Annotated in this window: 18 protein-coding genes and 1 pseudogene; 10 read left to right on the top strand and 9 right to left on the bottom strand. The window is 47.9% G+C overall.

The features are described from left to right. Nucleotides 1-64 precede the first annotated feature (64 nt). The 7 genes and pseudogenes from B5D52_RS16050 (at nt 65) to B5D52_RS04620 (ending at nt 6,087) form a co-directional block, all read left to right on the top strand. Nucleotides 65-223, top strand: coding sequence for a hypothetical protein (locus B5D52_RS16050; RefSeq protein WP_016146429.1), 159 nt, complete (start codon nt 65-67; stop codon nt 221-223). Between the two features lie 37 nt (nt 224-260). Beyond that, nucleotides 261-557, top strand: a pseudogene (locus B5D52_RS04645) (ImmA/IrrE family metallo-endopeptidase); the annotation flags it as partial. A gap of 41 nt (nt 558-598) precedes the next feature. Next, entirely contained in the window at nt 599-1,960 is a 1,362-nt protein-coding gene (locus B5D52_RS04640; protein WP_016146428.1) for an SNIPE associated domain-containing protein, read from the top strand. Between the two features lie 30 nt (nt 1,961-1,990). Next, the gene (locus B5D52_RS04635) at nt 1,991-2,611 is read left to right on the top strand and encodes a copper amine oxidase N-terminal domain-containing protein (RefSeq protein WP_016146427.1); all 621 of its coding nucleotides are present in this window, start codon (nt 1,991-1,993) and stop codon (nt 2,609-2,611) included. Between the two features lie 15 nt (nt 2,612-2,626). Beyond that, the gene (locus tag B5D52_RS04630) at nt 2,627-4,048 is read left to right on the top strand and encodes a stalk domain-containing protein (RefSeq protein ID WP_016146426.1); all 1,422 of its coding nucleotides are present in this window, start codon (nt 2,627-2,629) and stop codon (nt 4,046-4,048) included. 64 nt (nt 4,049-4,112) lie between these two features. After that, nucleotides 4,113-4,814: a stalk domain-containing protein gene (locus B5D52_RS04625; RefSeq protein WP_016146425.1), complete on the top strand. Its 702-nt coding sequence runs from the start codon at nt 4,113-4,115 to the stop codon at nt 4,812-4,814. A gap of 151 nt (nt 4,815-4,965) precedes the next feature. After that, the gene (locus B5D52_RS04620; protein WP_016146424.1) at nt 4,966-6,087 is read left to right on the top strand and encodes a tyrosine-type recombinase/integrase; all 1,122 of its coding nucleotides are present in this window, start codon (nt 4,966-4,968) and stop codon (nt 6,085-6,087) included. A 535-nt stretch (nt 6,088-6,622) separates the two neighbouring features. On the opposite strand, the gene B5D52_RS04615 is transcribed toward B5D52_RS04620, so the two are convergent. Beyond that, nucleotides 6,623-7,480, bottom strand: coding sequence for an aldo/keto reductase (locus B5D52_RS04615; protein WP_016146423.1), 858 nt, complete (start codon nt 7,478-7,480; stop codon nt 6,623-6,625). Between the two features lie 140 nt (nt 7,481-7,620). On the opposite strand from B5D52_RS04615, the gene B5D52_RS04610 reads away from it, so the two are divergent. Next, nucleotides 7,621-8,025, top strand: a complete 405-nt coding sequence (locus B5D52_RS04610) for a MerR family transcriptional regulator (protein ID WP_016146422.1) — start codon at nt 7,621-7,623, stop codon at nt 8,023-8,025. Nucleotides 8,026-8,044: 19 nt separating this feature from the next. Here B5D52_RS04610 and B5D52_RS04605 read toward each other — a convergent pair whose 3' ends face one another. Together B5D52_RS04605 and B5D52_RS04600 are read right to left on the bottom strand one after the other, a co-directional pair. Further along, on the bottom strand, nt 8,045-8,668 hold the full coding sequence (locus tag B5D52_RS04605; protein ID WP_016146421.1) for a 4Fe-4S binding protein: 624 nt from the start codon (nt 8,666-8,668) through the stop codon (nt 8,045-8,047). Between the two features lie 248 nt (nt 8,669-8,916). Next, the gene (locus tag B5D52_RS04600; protein WP_016146420.1) at nt 8,917-9,318 is read right to left on the bottom strand and encodes a pyridoxamine 5'-phosphate oxidase family protein; all 402 of its coding nucleotides are present in this window, start codon (nt 9,316-9,318) and stop codon (nt 8,917-8,919) included. Between the two features lie 148 nt (nt 9,319-9,466). Between B5D52_RS04600 and B5D52_RS04595 the strand changes: the two genes are divergently transcribed. Beyond that, a complete protein-coding gene (locus B5D52_RS04595; protein WP_040332453.1) occupies nt 9,467-9,814 on the top strand; it encodes a winged helix-turn-helix transcriptional regulator in 348 nt (115 codons plus the stop codon). A 130-nt stretch (nt 9,815-9,944) separates the two neighbouring features. Here B5D52_RS04595 and B5D52_RS04590 read toward each other — a convergent pair whose 3' ends face one another. After that, a complete protein-coding gene (locus B5D52_RS04590) occupies nt 9,945-10,580 on the bottom strand; it encodes an NAD(P)-dependent oxidoreductase (RefSeq protein WP_159446500.1) in 636 nt (211 codons plus the stop codon). A 112-nt stretch (nt 10,581-10,692) separates the two neighbouring features. On the opposite strand from B5D52_RS04590, the gene B5D52_RS04585 reads away from it, so the two are divergent. Next, entirely contained in the window at nt 10,693-11,040 is a 348-nt protein-coding gene (locus B5D52_RS04585) for a winged helix-turn-helix transcriptional regulator (protein ID WP_016146417.1), read from the top strand. A 215-nt stretch (nt 11,041-11,255) separates the two neighbouring features. Here the strand turns inward: B5D52_RS04585 and B5D52_RS04580 are convergent, their stop codons facing one another. The 5 genes from B5D52_RS04580 to B5D52_RS04560 all read right to left on the bottom strand — a co-directional run bounded on the left by B5D52_RS04580 (nt 11,256) and on the right by B5D52_RS04560 (nt 16,381). Next, nucleotides 11,256-12,080 (bottom strand): MurR/RpiR family transcriptional regulator, encoded by an 825-nt coding sequence (locus B5D52_RS04580; RefSeq protein WP_016146416.1) that lies wholly within the window; start codon nt 12,078-12,080, stop codon nt 11,256-11,258. Between the two features lie 102 nt (nt 12,081-12,182). Continuing rightward, entirely contained in the window at nt 12,183-12,980 is a 798-nt protein-coding gene (locus tag B5D52_RS04575; protein ID WP_016146415.1) for a PHP-associated domain-containing protein, read from the bottom strand. Between the two features lie 19 nt (nt 12,981-12,999). Then, on the bottom strand, nt 13,000-13,836 hold the full coding sequence (locus B5D52_RS04570; RefSeq protein ID WP_016146414.1) for an energy-coupling factor transporter transmembrane component T family protein: 837 nt from the start codon (nt 13,834-13,836) through the stop codon (nt 13,000-13,002). A 3-nt stretch (nt 13,837-13,839) separates the two neighbouring features. Continuing rightward, nucleotides 13,840-15,537: an ABC transporter ATP-binding protein gene (locus B5D52_RS04565; RefSeq protein WP_016146413.1), complete on the bottom strand. Its 1,698-nt coding sequence runs from the start codon at nt 15,535-15,537 to the stop codon at nt 13,840-13,842. Nucleotide 15,538: 1 nt separating this feature from the next. Further along, complete coding sequence (locus B5D52_RS04560) at nt 15,539-16,381, bottom strand: DUF8171 family membrane protein (protein WP_016146412.1); 843 nt, start codon at nt 16,379-16,381, stop codon at nt 15,539-15,541. Nucleotides 16,382-16,414: the final 33 nt, after the last annotated feature.

Genomic DNA, 16,414 nt, shown 5'->3' with positions numbered 1-16,414 from the left:
ACTAAAAGTGCTATAATGAGAATGTAAAGAAAGAGGAACCCCGTTGAGGAAAGGAGGACAAAAGATGACCTGCGGAAAATGCAAACACTGCCTACCGAACGACATCTGCAACGGCGACCACGAATGCACCGCGAAGAACATTGAGGTGTCGCAGGACGATGACATCCGCTTCTACGGTGAGAAGAATAACGAGCCGTGCGAGTGCTTTGAAATGGCGGACTAAAATATAGGCAAATTCAGCAGACCATCTTGGACATCTATATTTAGGACATCAAAAAGATGAAGATCCTGAGGAAATAGAGGCACATTTTTTTGCTGCACAGTTGCTCATGCCCGAAATAGTCCTGCGTGAGATCGAACGTCGCAAAGGCTCTATATCAGCTTTAGAGATAGCTGACTATTTCCATGTCTCCTATACATCTGCATACAAAAGGATCGAAACTCTTAATCGTAGAGGGTGTTGGTCATATGCGGATCGTGATAAAAAACTGCTCGAAAAATTTATGCCCTATCTTGAAGAAAAAATCTTTGGATTATCTAAAAGTTTTGTAGGATAACCCTACAAAATCACCTATCTAAAATGGGGGACGATATATCTATGAAAAAGATATTACTTCGCTTACTTGAATTTTATGTTGGTCTAATGGGCGTCAGCTGCGTATTGGCAGGTATAGCCTTACTTATACAGCGTACAGACGATTGGTTACTGGGCACACTTATCTTTGCAGCCATCGGTGTGCTGCTTCTCTGGGCGACTTACAAAATCCACCTAAAATGCAAGTCGGATGCTCCTGCCAGTCCAGAACTTCAGCAATCGACCTTGCAGATGCAGGAGCTCTCTCGTCAAGCCGCTGAGCAACGTGATCGGCTCATGCGTGAAATCCAAGATCTAACTGCCCAGCGTGACGCATTGAACGCAGAATTGCAAACCCTCGAGTGCGAGTCCGTCATTCCCATGTCACATCCGGCGGCCGATTATGACGCGTTCACATCGGAAGAGATCAAAAACCGATTGGTAATTTTGCGCGGACAGCAGGATGATATGGTACGTACCGGTGCAGCCCTTTCGATCACCAACACAGGGGCTCGTCAAGTTGTGAATAGCCAGGTCAAACAGATCCTGCGCTGCTTCAACGCAGAGTGTACCAACATTCTGGATCATCTCTCTGTGAAAAATGTTGATTCTTCCCGCAGCAAGATCCAGCGTGCGTTCGATGCCAACAATCGCATTTTTTCCATTGATGGTGTACAGCTGACACATGATTACCTAGCAGCTAAGCTGGAAGAACTCAGTGCAATTTATACTTACCTTGTGAAAGTCGAGGAGGAAAAAGAAGAAAAACGTGCCATCCGTGAGCAAATGCTGGAAGAAGAAAAGGTGCGCCGCGAAATCGAACGTGAGAAAAAGAAAATCGAACGCGATCGGCAGCAATTCAACCAAGAAATCCAGCGTCTCATGAAATATATGCAGAAAACCGAAAGCGATGTCGAGAAGCAGCTCTATATTGATAAAATCCGAGAGCTGGAAGACCGGCTGCACGCCTTGGAAGCCACGGAAAAAGAAGTTCTGGAACGTGAAAACAATGCAAAAGCCGGCTTTGTATACATTATTTCCAATATCGGTTCGTTTGGCGATCAGGTATTCAAAATCGGCATGACACGTCGTCTGGAACCTATGGATCGTATCGCGGAACTGAGCAGCGCCTCAGTCCCCTTCCCATTTGATGTGCACGCAATGATCTTTTCCGAAAATGCACCGGAATTGGAAGCAATGCTACATCGGCATTTTGAATCGCGTAAAGTCAATAAAGTCAATTCCCGCAAAGAGTTCTTCCGCGTTGACCTGAATGAAATCAAGCAGCTGGTTCTGGATCAATTTGGTGCCACCGTTCAGTTCACCGATATTCCCACCGCAACGGAATATCGAGAAACTCTACGCTTGGAAGAGCAAATGCAATAAGAAGGGTTTAGATTAAGGAGGATTCAACGGATGAAAAAGAAGATTTTTGCTTTTGCAATGGCTGCAGCTCTGTCCGTAAGCGCTGCCGGTGCAACTTCTCTCGTTGTGGACGGTGCGAGCGTGCAGACTGATGTGCCTCCGGTCATCGTAGATGGCCGTACGCTGGTACCGGTGCGTGCGCTGTTTGAATCGCTTGGTGCGACCGTTGGCTGGGAGGAATCGACCCAGACTGCCACCGCAACCAAGGGCAGTACCGTCATTTCCATGCAGATCGGCAATACCATTGCCTATGTCAACGGCGTTGCCAAGACGCTTGACGTACCTGCTCAGACCATCGAAGGCCGTACCATGGCACCCGCTCGCTTTGTTGCCGAGTCACTGAATGCAACGGTCAACTGGGACAGTGCTTCGGGCACGGTCAAGATTTCGACCTCCGGCTCTACTTCTACCCAGACTACACCGTCCAACACGCAGACTTCGACTTCCACCACAACCTCGACGCAGTCGAGCACGAACAAGACCGTTTATGTCACCAAGACCGGTAAGCGCTATCACTACGACAACAACTGCAATGGAGGTACTTATTACCCCAGCACGCTGTCCGAAGCGCAGTCCCGCGGTCTGACCCCGTGCAATAAGTGCGTAAACTAAAGAGGCAAACCGGCTATGAAACGCATGAACAAAAAATTGCTGGCGCTTCTGTCTCTGACCGCAGCCTTATCCATTGGGTCAGCTGGTGCGGCATCCCTCGTCGTAGATGGCGCAGCCGTACCGTCTGATGTGGCCCCTGTTGTGGTCGATGGCCGCACACTGGTTCCCGTGCGTGCGCTCTTCGAGTCTCTGGGTGCGACCGTAGACTGGGACGAGACAACCCAAACCGTGACGGCCACCAAGGAAGATACCGTGATCTCGATGCGGATCGGCAGCACGGCTGCTTCCGTAAACGGCGCTGCTCAGGTATTGGATGTCCCCGCACAGACCATCGAGGGCCGCACAATGGTGCCCGCTCGCTTTGCTGCAGAATCGCTTGACGCACGGGTACTTTGGGACAACAATACGCAATCTGCGTACATCATTACCCCTGAGCACAAGTCTCTGGTCGTCGAATACCTGGACGTTGGACAGGCCGACAGTATGCTGCTGTCCAGCAATGGCGAATATATGCTCATTGATGCTGGCAGCAACGAGGACGGCGACGATGTTGTCGAATACTTAAAGAATGCCGGTGTGAGCACGCTCAAGTATGTCGTCGGCACCCATCCCCACGAAGATCATATCGGCGGTATGGATGATGTCATCAACGCCTTTGATGTGCAGAATGTTCTGCTGGCTGATGCGACCTCCAATACGCAGACCTATTCCGCTGTGCTGACCGCACTGGAAAACAAGAGCCTGACCGCAACTGTTCCCGAGGTGGGCACGACGTTCCAGCTCGGCGATGCCAATGTCACTGTGCTTGCTGCGCAGCCTGCCGATGATCTAAATAATGCGTCTATCGTCCTGCGGGCGACCTACCAGAACGCCTCTTTCCTGTTCATGGGCGACGCGGAAGCCGAGGTTGAGGCAGCTATCCTACAATCTGGTACCGATATTCAAAGCAATGTGCTCAAGGTCGGTCATCACGGTTCGGATACTTCAACGACCAGCAGTTTCCTTTCGGCGGTTTCCCCGGATGCGGCGGTGATCTGCTGCGGTGCCGGCAACAGCTATGGCCATCCGTCCCAGGCGACGCTGAACAAGCTCGCGGGCATCCCGACCTGGCGCACCGATCTCAATGGTACCATCTATGCCATGACTGACGGTGAGACCTGCCGGATCACTGCAAACAAGAGCGCTTCGACTACTTCGACCAAGCAGCCCTCTTCGTCGCAAGCTGCTCCCTCTACCCCGTCAGTTTCCACACCGTCCCAACCGGAAACTGTACCCTCAAATCCGGCAGTCACTGAGGCCCACGCCAATGTCTATGTGACCAAAACCGGTAAACGGTATCACTATGACAATAACTGCAACGGCGGTACTTATTATCTCAGTACACTCTCTGACGCGCTGGCGCGTGGACTGACTCCGTGCAATAAGTGTGTCAAATGAGCACACTATGCTGCAATTAAGTTTGTAAAAACCATCAAAAATCAATTTTGAAGGAGGAACTGTCATGCATTCGAGTATCACGAAACGCGCAATTTCCCTGATTCTATTGGCTGCCACTACCATTCCAGTCGCCGCAGCTGCACAATCCAATGTCAAGCAGATTACCGTACATACCGGAATCAACATTCGCGTGGACGGTCAGCTTACTCAGATGACCGATTCCAACGGTCATTCAGTTGAGGTCTTTGAGTATAACGGTACGACCTATGTCCCCCTGCGCGGCGTAGCACAATCTATGGGAGCCGATATTTCTTATGATGCAGAAACCCGCACAGCGAGTGTCAACAGTCCCGCATCTACAGGGATCAATCCGTCTTATGAGGCTCTCAATCAACTGTATCGTGCCACAAACGAGATGTACAAAGACAGCAGCAGCCTGTTCTCCATCTGCCTGAGGGGCAATGCGTCAAACATTGATCCATCGATCTGTGAACGAAATTATCAAACCAATCTGAGCCGCTATGAAAGCGCCTGTATTGCTGCGCTGGATGTCTCTCCAACGGATGATTTCTACAAAGAAATCAATGAAATTGTATCCTATCTTGATACCGTGAAATATAATTACGATAAGACGTATGAGGTCTTCCAGAACGGTATATTTACGCAAACTTTCTTAGATCGCATGAATACCTATGATATTGACGGTGGATATGCCGCATCCATGGCACTAATCATGTGCAATGGGTTACTCGATCAATTTGACTAAATAAAAAAGCCCCGCCCAGTGCGCCAACACCAGACGGGACCAATGATAACCGGGACAGGCCCAATTATCAGGATTGCAACTATGATTATACCACCTGTCCTTGGTTTTGCATACCCATTTTGCGAAAATCACGAAAGGACAAGTGTATCAAATGACAATTACACAGCGAAAAGACGGCCGGTATCAGGCTGTCATCCGAGATGACGAATATGGCAATCCGTTGCCAAAACCAGTCTATTTCTATGACCGCAACCGCAAGCAGCTCGAATTAAAAGTGCGGCAGTTTCGCGCTGATCGCAAGCGTGGCAGGCTGTTCCAAGAAGTGCGCGAAGCCTGGGAAGAAGAACACTTCCGGGATCTGGCACACAATACTTGGGTGAGTTACTCCCCGGCCCTCAAACGTGCTGCGCAAAACTTCGATACACGCCCGGTCAAGGATATGACTCCGCTGGAAATCGAACGCACCGTGCGCCTGATGGCAAAACAGGGTTATTCACATCAGTCGTGCAAAATCTATCTGTCGGCCATGCGCCAGATCTGTGACTATGCCGTACTGCATGGAGATATTAACATCAATCCCTGTGAAGCAATCCGACTCCCCCGCGGCTTGCCCAAGACACGAAGGCTACCGCCAGATGATGCGCTGATCCAGACGATCATCGAGCATGTAGACGATAACTTCGGTCTGTATCTCTATTTCCTGCTATACACCGGCCTGCGCCGCGGGGAAGCCTTGGCCATCGATATTCAAAAGGATCTCGATTTCGAGGCACGATTGATCCACGTCCGGCACTCAGTCTATTTTGTCGGAGATCGGCCGTACTTGAAAGATACCAAGACACTGGCCGGCATGCGCGATGTCGTCATGCTGGACAATCTGTATGATAAGCTGCTCCCCTATCGTCATCAGCGTGGTTATCTGTTCGGTGGCGCCAAGCTCATGACGCTCAAAGCATTCAACAAGGCCTTTGATCGGTACGCACTCGCTGCCGGTCTTGCGTATACAGAACAAGTTTTGCGCACTCGTCACCGCCGTGGCAAAACCGAAGAATACATCAAGACCTATATACGACACCGGGTCACCTCGCACCAGCTGCGCCACGCTTACGCAACTCTTTTATTTGAAGCTGACATTGATGTGAAAGACGCGCAGCAGCTTCTCGGACACAGCAAAGAAGAAGTCACCCGCGATACCTATACGCATATCCGCGAGCGCCGCAAAACGCAGACCGCTCAGAAATTAAATGATTTTCTGCGCCATAGCAACCTATAAAATGTCAACTAAATGTCAGACAGCCTAATTTCTCACGAAATTCATGCGATTTAATGCGCCTGGGGGTCAAGAGGCCGCAGGTTCAAGTCCTGTCACTCGGACCAAGAAAACCGCCTTTTTCGTAAGAAATCGGCGGTTTTTTGCATATAAAGTTCAAAGTTGAAAATGCGTATCTACATCTTGTTCTTTATTTCTTCTTTACGAAGATCTCTAGCATGATCTACTTACAATTCTTTCAGAACCAGCTGTCCTGATTGCGTGGTGTCCATTTAATGTCAGTGTTCAATACTTTAGTAATGCTGAGAATGTAATAAACTCATTTCTTGTTATATTACAGGTAGATATGGGTTATATCAAATCATATTGCTCGCACCATGAGGAGTATCCTAGAAAGGATACTCCTCATTTTTTGTCGGCCAAATTGGGGCAGCACCAGTTTCATTAAGCAGCGGCCGATTTCACATGCAGATGTCGGTGGCAGGTACAAATCGTTTATCTTAACTGTTAACTGATTCTACAGCTAGTTTATCAGTTATTATTTTCCCTTTCTTTCCTCTACCATCCGAACAAACCATTCAACCATGGACGGATCACTGTGTGAAAAGAAAGAGCTTTGTTTTTTATCTAATTTGGAAATTCGATTTAGGTCTGTTTGTTCCAGTACAAAGTCAAAAACATTCAAATTTTCTTCCATACGTGCTTTATGTGTAGATTTTGGGATGACCACCACTCCACGTTGAATATGCCAGCGTAAGATAATCTGTGCTGTTGTTTTCTTGTACTTCTCAGCAATCTGAACAAGTACAGGATTCTCAAACAAGCCCCCTCGCCCCTCTCCAAAAGGTGCCCAGGCTTCCATTTGAACTCCATACTTATCCATCCATCTTTTTGCTTCTATCTGCTGATTAAACGGATGGGTTTCCACCTGATTGACCATAGGCTTTACGCGGCTGAAAGACGCGATATCCACAAGTCTGTCTGGATAAAAATTTGAAACGCCGATTGCACGCAATTTTCCCTCGTCATAGAGATCTTCCAATGCCCGATATGCCCCATGGCAATCCGAAAATGGTTGATGCAGAAGAACGAGGTCAAGATAATTTGTTTGCAGTTTTCGCATGGATTCCAGAACAGATTTTTTAGTTTCCTCGTATCCATAATGCTCAACCCAAACCTTCGTTGTAAGGAAAATATCTTCTCTGGGAATACCTGATTTGACAATGGCAGTTCCAACCTGTTCTTCATTGAAATAGCTTTGTGCCGTGTCGATTGATCGATAACCTACGTCAAGTGCATCCATGACACAGCGCTCACACTCTTCTTTTGACACTTGATAGACGCCATACCCTACAATTGGCATTTTCACTCCATTATATAAAGTGATCTGTTCCATCTTTGCTGCCTCCACTTTCATTCAATTCACGAAAAATTGTCATTTCGTGTGTTTTGTGTTACCATATAAAGTGTAGCACCCGGTTGTAACTACCGGTCAATAGTTTTTTGAAATTTATAAACTTTTTCGAGGCGAATAATATGCTATACAGTATGAAGCAGACTTGTCAAAAAGTCGGAATGACTTATGAAGCATTAAAATTTTACTGCAACCAAGGGTTAGTTCCAAATGTAAAACGTGACAAAAACAATTACAGAGTCTTTGACGAACATGATATCGAATGGATCAAGGGACTGATCTGCTTAAAGCGCTGCGGAATGAGCCTTGCAGACATGAAGCACTATCTTGCACTTTGTTTAAAGGGGAAATCCAGCATCCCTCAAAGAAAAGAAATCTTAACAAAGCAGCGCGATTTTCTTGTGAAGAAGATGGAAAATCTGCAAGAAGATATTGCATACATTGATGGGAAGCAAAATTATTATGATGATGTATTGTCTGGAAAAATCCAATATACCAGCAATTTAATTCACACAGACGAAGAATAAAAATCGGCTTTTGTGATATTTAGTATCTCCGTTCAATGGCCCTTACAGGACAAACTTCAAAGCAATTTCCACAGTGCAGACAGTGCCTCTGCTCGATTACGACAGGTTTCTGCGTGATATCAATACATTTCTGCGGACATTTAGAATAGCACAATTTGCAGCCAATGCACTTATCTGTTACAAAATATCCGTTTTCTTTCGTCTGTGCATCACCGAAAGAAAAACCGTCCCGCTCAATTGGAAGTTTGGAAAGGTCGAACCATTCTCCGGTTCCTTCATAAATTTGAAACACTGTAAGAATGCTGCGTGAGCGTACATCGGGATAAATTTTCTCCATATATGGATTTTTACGAAATAGCTCAGGCAATCTATCCGAACCGATCTCCTTCACCTTCCCCTGTACTGATACCGCTACACAAGAAAGGGTGTCTTTTCCCTTTATGGCGGTAAACGCAATATTTTCATTGGCTTTCAGTCGATCATAAAAGTTTTTGCCTTTTGCCGTCAGAAAGTAAAGGCTGTTTTCATCATAATCCATAATGTCGATGGCACAGGTGACAGGCCTTCCCTCTCTGTCTATCGTGGCAAAAACAGTAGAGTGGATTTCATCTGCAATATATTTCAAATAATTTCTTGCCCGCATGATAAACCTCCTATTTCCGATTTTCCTTTAATCCGGGTAAATCTATCAAAAAAATCAACCAATTGGTCGATGCGTATAAATGTTTCCAAAATCAGAAGTAAAATAAAGTAAATTCAGGTAACAATAGAAAAATAATCCTTCTATGAGATAAAACAAGCCCCGCAGAGACTGATTGCCTGCGAGGCTGCTTTTACAGTCCGCAGACTGTCTTGTCGGCCAGGTTTTTCACTTTTTTCAAGATATTTTGCTTACAGGTTATACTCCTTAGGCGGATTGCCAGAGAAGTCGGCGATTACCGCATGCGCGTTCTTCAGATAGAAAACCTCAAAGATCGGGTTTGTGGCATCACCGTACTGACCCTTAACAATGGGGTTTTGAATGCACATCTTTTTGGCATCCATGTTGTTCTCGAAAACAGCTTCACCGCTTAGACGAATCCATGCATAAGCCGGACTGGAAACAGATACCTCAATATTGGGATTGCTCTGCATATCCTTGTAGACATCCTTCTGGTTATTGGTGCAGAACCACAATTTTCCACCCAGCTCACCGGCAAACATAAAGGGGTGGCACTTTGCTTTTCCATCGCAACCAACCGTAGCCAGATACTGTACGGGATTTTCCTGCAAAAACTTTACAACTTCATTCATGATGAATACCTCCTGATTTCAAATATGCATTTTGGAATTGCAATCTCTATCTTGCAAGATTATAATAATTCCATAAGTATCAATTGTAAAGTAAGCACTTTATTGTGCTATAGTTATCTAAAAGAAACTAACAGAAAGAAGTGATACCATGCAACAAACGAAAGAGTTACCTGCCTGCCCGGTGGAAACAACGCTTATGCTGATCGGTGATAAGTGGAAAGTCCTGATTCTCCGCGACCTTATGCCTGGAACAAAACGATTTGGAGAACTAAAAAAATCCATTGGCAGTGTATCGCAGAAAGTATTGACCGCTCAACTACGGGATATGGAAGAAAAAGGACTGGTCAACCGAAAGGTATATGCCGAAGTTCCTCCACGAGTCGAGTATAGTTTAACCGAGCTTGGAAAAAGCCTGAAGCCTATCCTGGACGCCATGTGGACATGGGGCGAAGGATACAAAGTACAAAATAGCGAAAGAAAAACGGAGCAGACTTAAAATCTGCTCCGTTTTCTTAACTCTCGGGCTGTTGTCCGTCAAATTCTTGCACGTCATTTTATCACACATGGGCATGTCCCGCAAACAAAAGCATGCAAATACTGTATTTCCCTGCTATATCAAATGATAATTAACTCCCTATGATGGGCATGGAATGAATATAAGTATCTGACTCAAGCATTTTAATCATAAATGCACCAATGTCTTCACGTGAAATAGAAAATTTCATTTTTGTATCACCAAATCCGACTTTCACATTTCCGGTGTAGCATGTGTCTTGCGGTGCCATAAACCGTACCAGTGTCCAGTCCAAGTTGGATTCCTGAAGGACTTTAGCAATTGCCACCATCTCTTTTTTAGCTTGGGTAAAAACGATACCGGCTATGATTCCCGGCACGACTGTAATCAATGATTTTTTATCCTTTGAAAAATGCACACTTGGCGTTCCCCAATCAACCAATCGTTTTACTCTATTTGCTTCCATAGCTTTGATCAGAGTTTTATGCCCCTCTAATGACTCCATCTTCTGATAGCTTTTCTTCATAGGGATTCCAACACACCAAACTACAGCATCCTGTCCAGCGAGTGCTTTTATCATTTTCTGCTCATCGCAAATATCTCCTTGAATGATCGTCAAATTTTCATTCGCTTCCGTTATCTTCCGGGCATTGCGCACATAGGCCGTGACGCGATGGCCACTTTGCAATGCATAACGAACCGCCCACTTCCCTATGCCTCCGGTTGCTCCAAATATAATCACATTCATAAACATACCTCTCTCCACAGTTTACAATTTAAATCTTAGGTTTTATAATTAAAAATTACAAGTACCATATTAAAATAGATGTACTATCAAAAATAATAGTATTGGAGATTTTATGAAAAACGATTATACAGATAATATTGAATCTTGTCCTATTGCAAAAGTGCAAAAAGTAATTCGAGGTAAATGGCCTATGGTGATTATCTATCACTTGAGCGAAAGTCATGTTCTGAGATTCAGTGAATTGAAACGCAAAATGCCTCAGATTACAGAAGCCAATCTCACAAAGGAATTGCGCACGCTGGAAGCCTATGGATTAATTCATCGGGAAGTCTATCGCGAGGTTCCTCCTAGGGTAGAGTATTCTTTAACCGCCATCGGCACAAAGTTTATCCCGGTTTTAGAAGCACTTGAAACATGGGCTTTGGAATATGAAGCGGCACAGATTGAAAGCCAATCATAAAAAAATGAAGCAAGCAGAAACTTGCTTCATTGGAAATCGTTGACGACTATCCGGTCAAATATTTTATGTCACGTTATAATGCAGCTGTTGCATTTTATAAATATGAAGTCGCTAGATTCTTCTACCTTGGAGATATCCAAAATCAAACTACATCGCCAGACACAAAAACATGGTTATGATAGTATCCATTTCATCATACACGAGGAAAGCAATCTTTATGAATCTAAAAAATACGTCTTTTTCAGCTCGTGCAATGTCTTGAGCGCTGCCACGCCGTCTGCTCCCATTTGTTTGGTCACGGCTACCACCAAAGCATCCAGCAGCGCAGTCGGTGCCGCCATGGAATGATACTCTTTTTCTGTCCCACGATAAACAAACAAATTCATATCCGCAGACTCTTCCGGCGGCAAACAGGTGCGGCTGACAAATGCCAGTGTCTGATATCCCGCTCGCCTTCCCTGCTCCAGCAAGATCTTGCCTTCTCGTGACAGTTTGGAAAAACTGAACAGGATTACCAGATCACCTTCACCAATCTGTCCCAAGCCTTCTAATAATTCCGAGCCACCGGGCGGCAGCAGCGACACCTGCAGCCCCAATCTGCGCAATCGAAAATAGATCAGCTGCGCCAAGCTCGAAGACGCTTTCTTTCCATAAATCAAAATTCGCTTGGCTTGTGCAATGGTCTGCGCTGCACGGTCAAAGGTTGCTTCGTCGAGCTGCTCTGCCGTCTTTTGCAGATAAAGCTGTTGCTGCTGCAAAAATCCTACCGGAGAAAAATGCTCCTCCCGGTGCAGCGTTCCGGCAATCTTGACCGCAGGACCGGAGGCCTGTTCCATGACCAATGTCTTGAGTGCCTTAAAATCCCGGCATCCTGCGTGTCTGGCAAAGCGCGACAGGGTCGCGTCGGATATCTCCAGTCGCTTGGCCAGCTGACCGATCGACAAAAACAGAAAAGTATCGGTATTCGTATTGATAAAATCCAAAATTTTCTGCTCTGCGCGGGTCAGTTCACTCGCAGAAATCGGCAATTGCAGCTCCATTGCAGGTACCTCGTTCTCGTCTAGATTACGGCTGTCAGGCAGATGACACCGCTGTCACTATTATACGCATGTTTGACAGGCTTTGTCCAGTCTGCCATCTATTTACGCAATGTCCCCTTTTGTCAGGATGGAAACATAATCACCGCCCAGTGCATGAATGGCTTTGAGCGACTTTTTGAGCAGTCCGGCAGTGCGCACCTGCAGCGCTGCGCTGTCCGACAGTTCAATATGGTATCGTCTGGCCTGCATTTCCTCGATCATGCGCTCCATCGTGACAAAATCCTGCTCAAACACCGTCGCGATACAACCATACTGCGCTGCCTGGTGAGTGTCGCTGCCCGATACCACCGGGATTTCCAGTCGATTGCCCAGATCATAAGTCAGCTGCTCGGTGCGGGTACGGTTCAGCGCCATATCCTTGCCATTCAGGTCTAGGAAATCCAAGCGGTTCAGCTGCTCCACCGGCAATTCCGGGACATGTCCGGGTGCACGATACGGATGCGCACAGCCCACCAGCACCGGATACTGCTCAAACAGATCCATCAGTGCTGTAAACGGCAGAAAATGTCCTTTCTCTTTATAAGGTTCAAGTCGTTGGTTGAGCTCCAGCACTGCCTCCAGCGTACCGATGCACAGGATATGTCCGCCCTCAGCGACATCGGTCTCCATACCCGGAAAGACATGCAGGCCGTTCTCCAATACCAGTACATCCCCTGTTCGTCGGCTTGTCGATGCCAGATAACCATACAGTTCGGAAAACTGTAATGTATTAAAATGTTCGGTCAGGCACAGCGCATCCAGTCCCGCTCGCTTGGCTTCCTCAAACAGCCAATCGGTATAAACCGTAGAAAAAGGCAGTTTTTTGGCCAGCTTGCCATGGGTATGAAAATCAAGACGCAAGAGAAAAACCTTCTTTCAATCAAAATAATGTACAACAGAGCACAGACAGTGCAACACAAAGAAATGATATCGCAAGGAATAAAAAGTCGTTATAGCTTACCTTGAGCGCTGCAAGCTTCATACGCTTGACGGTCTGATTGACCGCTGCGTAACGGTATCCGCGCAGTTCAAGCGCTTCGACCGTTGTGCGCGAGCGCTTGGCTGTGTTGAGCATGAGCGGATAAAAGGACTGCATGATAATCTTGACCTGATAGATCAGATACCGCACCTTGCCGCGCAGCGTCTCATGTGCCGGCGGGTTGCCACGCAGGCGGTAGGACAGCAGTACGTTTTGAAATTCCTCCATGAGCATGGGCAGCATACGATATGCGTAAGAGATGGAAAAGCTCAGCCGTTCCGGGCAGCCATACCACATGAGTCCATTGGACAGGCGGTCAGGGTCCAGTCCGGAAAATACCGTGACCGAGGCCAGCGAAATGGTTGCAACCTTGAGCGTCAGAATGAGCAGCGGCATGACTGCCGAAGCGTCACCGCCAAATAACAATGTAACCAAAAACAGATAACCGGTCTGAGAAAACACGCCAAGCGCAAAGAGAAAGAGCACCAATCCGGCAACACGCGCCAGAATGGTCGTGACCATGACCAGCAAGAAACAGCCGAGCAAAAAAGGCAGCTCATTGACAAACCAAGGTACCAGTCCGAAAAACAGATACCACGCCAGCAAAATACGCGGATCGAGCGCTGCAATGACGGTATCATCATTTCCGTATGCGTTTTTGAGCACCTGATTGCGCAGAAAATCCATGGAAAACTTGCTCAGAATATTTTCTGATAATTTATCGGACAGCCGTTCCATCTGTCAGCGCTCCTCTCTAAAACAGTCTGTAAATTCATCAATCGTATAGCAAAGCGCCTGCGGTTCGAGTGCTTTAGCCATAGTAAAAATTTCCGGCGGACGAATGCCGACTCGTTCAGCCAAGTCCGCACGCGAGAACACTTCGTCCCGCGTACCGTCCGCGACAACCGTTCCGCCGCACAGCACGATGATGCGATCGGCCCACTGGCACACAAGCTGCATGTCATGGGTCGCGATGACCGCGGTCTGGATGATATCCTTCATATCCTCCAGCACTGTCATGATCTCCCGTCTGGTTGCAATGTCCAAATTGGCCGTCGGCTCGTCGAGCAGCAATACGCCGGGATTCAGTGCAACACCGATCGCCAGGCTGGCACGGCGCATCTGTCCGCCCGACATCAGCCGTCCGTCCCGGTCTGCAAGCTCACTCAGGCGGAACCGTGCCAGCAGCGCCTCGGTTCGCTTGTCCCAATCCGGTATGCCGCGCACCTTCATGGCATAGGCAATATCGGCGTAAATGGAATCCTGAATGAACATTTCCTCGGGATTCTGGTACACCAGCGAAATCTGTCTGGACAGATCTTCAGCCTTCTTATCGGCAATACTCTCGCCAAACAGCGACACCGTTCCCTGTGCCGGACGCAGCAGTCCAACCATCATCTTCATCAAAGTGGATTTTCCCGCACCGTTTGAGCCGATCAGTGCAATCTTTTCTCCTTTGCGGATATCCAGATTCAGGCGGTCAAACACCGTTCTCGGATCGCCCTTGACCGAACGGTATGACATGGATACGTCACGAAACGACACTACCGTTTCCGGCTGTGCGTTCTGTTCGCAAGGCAATACTGCCGGTGCATGAAAGCGCAGCTGCGAGAACATCTTCTTGCCCTGCTCAACCGTTGTCGGCAGGCGCTCGGCTGTGCAGATACAGCCCAACCGCTTCATCTGATAGGCTGCCTGTGTGACCTGCGGCGGAAAAATATTACATGCCTGCAACTCTTCCACGCACTGCAGTGCCTGATCGGTCGGTTTCTTCCACTTGACCTGTCCGTCTTTGAGCAGCAGCACATGTTTGCAGTAATCGGCGATATACTCTGTATGGTGCTCAATGACAATGATGGTCTTACCATGACGCGCATTCAGTTCGCGCAGCACCTCATAGATACGATCGGCATGCATCGGGTCCAGCTGGGCAATCGGTTCATCCAGAATGAGCACATCAGGCCCCAGCGACACCGCACCTGCCAGTGCAAGCAAGTGGGTCTGTCCGCCGGACAGCTGCCAGATGTATTCCTCTTCCCGTCCCTCAAGACCACACTGTGCAAGCGCTGTCCGGCCGCGTTCCAGATAATCCGGATAGGCATAATTGAGGCAGGAATACGAGGCATCGTCCAACACCGTCGGGCGAACGATCTGATTCTCAAAATCCTGATAGACATATCCAACCTTGCGCGCCAGTTCGCCCACGTCGCTCTCTCTTGTATCCACACCGTCAATCAGTACCTGACCGGAAAAGTCCCCCGCAATAAAGTGGGGGATCAATCCGTTGAGCGCTTTACACAAGGTGGACTTTCCGCAGCCGTTGTTGCCAACGATCGCGAGAAAGTCCCCTTGTTCTACTTCGAGGGAAAGATGACGGAGCGTGGGTTGTGCAGCGCCTGGGTATGTATACATCAGGTCGTTGATCTGTACCACGTTCATCTCAGTGTGCCGCCTTCCGTTCGCTGTTCTTCTTCATGACAACCAGTACAGCAATGGCAATAACAGCTGCGACAACCATGCCAACTGCAACCGCCGTGCCGCTCTCTGCCCACTCAGCTTCCCAGTCGATCAGAGACAGGCCAGCCGTTGCGGCCAGTTCAGCAACGATCGCGCACACAAAGCCAAGCACACAAACTGCAATCGTCTTGGGATTGATTCCGCTGACTGCGCTGTTTTCCGTACGCGGCTGCATACCCAGCAGCGGCTCAATCTTGCCATAAAGCTTGGGTACCAGATACACACAGGGCAGCATACAGAACAGGATGCCCGAGAACAGCAGGTCGTTCAGGAAAGCAAAGCCTTCGGTCGCAAAAACGCTCTCCGGCAGGCCGGCAACTGCTTCAAAATCTTCTACGGCAAACTGCACCTTCAGGATATCGACAACCGTGCCCATAGCCAGCTGTGCAGCCGTGCCGATGATCGCTGCGGCACCAACCATGCCGCGATTGCGCGGGTCTCGAACCAGACGGCCGGCAATGTACACGCCGATGGTGACCGTCAGAAACTTTTCCAGCTCGCCAAGGCCGCCAAACTGTCCCAGCATGATCTCGCTGAATACCAGTTCACCAGTCGCAGCGCCCAGTGCGGCAGACAGCGGGTCGAACAGCATCGCCAGCGTCAAGGGAATAAACAGAAAATACTCAACCGAAAATTCTACGATACCAACCTGAAACTTGGGAATCAGTTCGGTAAACAGGGTTGCCAGTCCGTACAGCGACATGGTCAGAACAAAGACCATCAGTTTTTGAGATTGTGCCGCGGACTGCTTTTGCATTGTGCTCATGATTGTGTTCCTCCTCTTTTGTGTTTCTCACTG

The sequence above is a fragment of the Butyricicoccus pullicaecorum DSM 23266 genome, from assembly GCF_900167005.1.
In the GTDB taxonomy this organism is placed as follows: domain Bacteria; phylum Bacillota; class Clostridia; order Oscillospirales; family Butyricicoccaceae; genus Butyricicoccus; species Butyricicoccus pullicaecorum.
Note: the sequence above shows the minus strand (reverse complement) of the source record. Positions and strands in the feature narration are given on the sequence as shown.

Excerpts from the sequence above, each read along its gene's own strand:
- B5D52_RS04640 (WP_016146428.1), top strand. The coding sequence starts at position 599 with ATGAAAAAGATATTACTTCGCTTACTTGAATTTTATGTTGGTCTAATG.
- B5D52_RS04610 (WP_016146422.1), top strand. The coding sequence starts at position 7,621 with ATGCTATACAGTATGAAGCAGACTTGTCAAAAAGTCGGAATGACTTAT.
- B5D52_RS04615 (WP_016146423.1), bottom strand. The coding sequence starts at position 7,480 with ATGGAACAGATCACTTTATATAATGGAGTGAAAATGCCAATTGTAGGG.
- B5D52_RS04565 (WP_016146413.1), bottom strand. The coding sequence starts at position 15,537 with ATGAACGTGGTACAGATCAACGACCTGATGTATACATACCCAGGCGCT.
- B5D52_RS04635 (WP_016146427.1), top strand. The coding sequence starts at position 1,991 with ATGAAAAAGAAGATTTTTGCTTTTGCAATGGCTGCAGCTCTGTCCGTA.
- B5D52_RS04625 (WP_016146425.1), top strand. The coding sequence starts at position 4,113 with ATGCATTCGAGTATCACGAAACGCGCAATTTCCCTGATTCTATTGGCT.
- B5D52_RS04560 (WP_016146412.1), bottom strand. The coding sequence starts at position 16,381 with ATGAGCACAATGCAAAAGCAGTCCGCGGCACAATCTCAAAAACTGATG.
- B5D52_RS04595 (WP_040332453.1), top strand. The coding sequence starts at position 9,467 with ATGCAACAAACGAAAGAGTTACCTGCCTGCCCGGTGGAAACAACGCTT.
- B5D52_RS04590 (WP_159446500.1), bottom strand. The coding sequence starts at position 10,580 with ATGAATGTGATTATATTTGGAGCAACCGGAGGCATAGGGAAGTGGGCG.
- B5D52_RS04630 (WP_016146426.1), top strand. The coding sequence starts at position 2,627 with ATGAAACGCATGAACAAAAAATTGCTGGCGCTTCTGTCTCTGACCGCA.
- B5D52_RS04580 (WP_016146416.1), bottom strand. The coding sequence starts at position 12,080 with ATGGAGCTGCAATTGCCGATTTCTGCGAGTGAACTGACCCGCGCAGAG.
- B5D52_RS04570 (WP_016146414.1), bottom strand. The coding sequence starts at position 13,836 with ATGGAACGGCTGTCCGATAAATTATCAGAAAATATTCTGAGCAAGTTT.
- B5D52_RS04605 (WP_016146421.1), bottom strand. The coding sequence starts at position 8,668 with ATGCGGGCAAGAAATTATTTGAAATATATTGCAGATGAAATCCACTCT.
- B5D52_RS04620 (WP_016146424.1), top strand. The coding sequence starts at position 4,966 with ATGACAATTACACAGCGAAAAGACGGCCGGTATCAGGCTGTCATCCGA.
- B5D52_RS04585 (WP_016146417.1), top strand. The coding sequence starts at position 10,693 with ATGAAAAACGATTATACAGATAATATTGAATCTTGTCCTATTGCAAAA.
- B5D52_RS16050 (WP_016146429.1), top strand. The coding sequence starts at position 65 with ATGACCTGCGGAAAATGCAAACACTGCCTACCGAACGACATCTGCAAC.
- B5D52_RS04600 (WP_016146420.1), bottom strand. The coding sequence starts at position 9,318 with ATGAATGAAGTTGTAAAGTTTTTGCAGGAAAATCCCGTACAGTATCTG.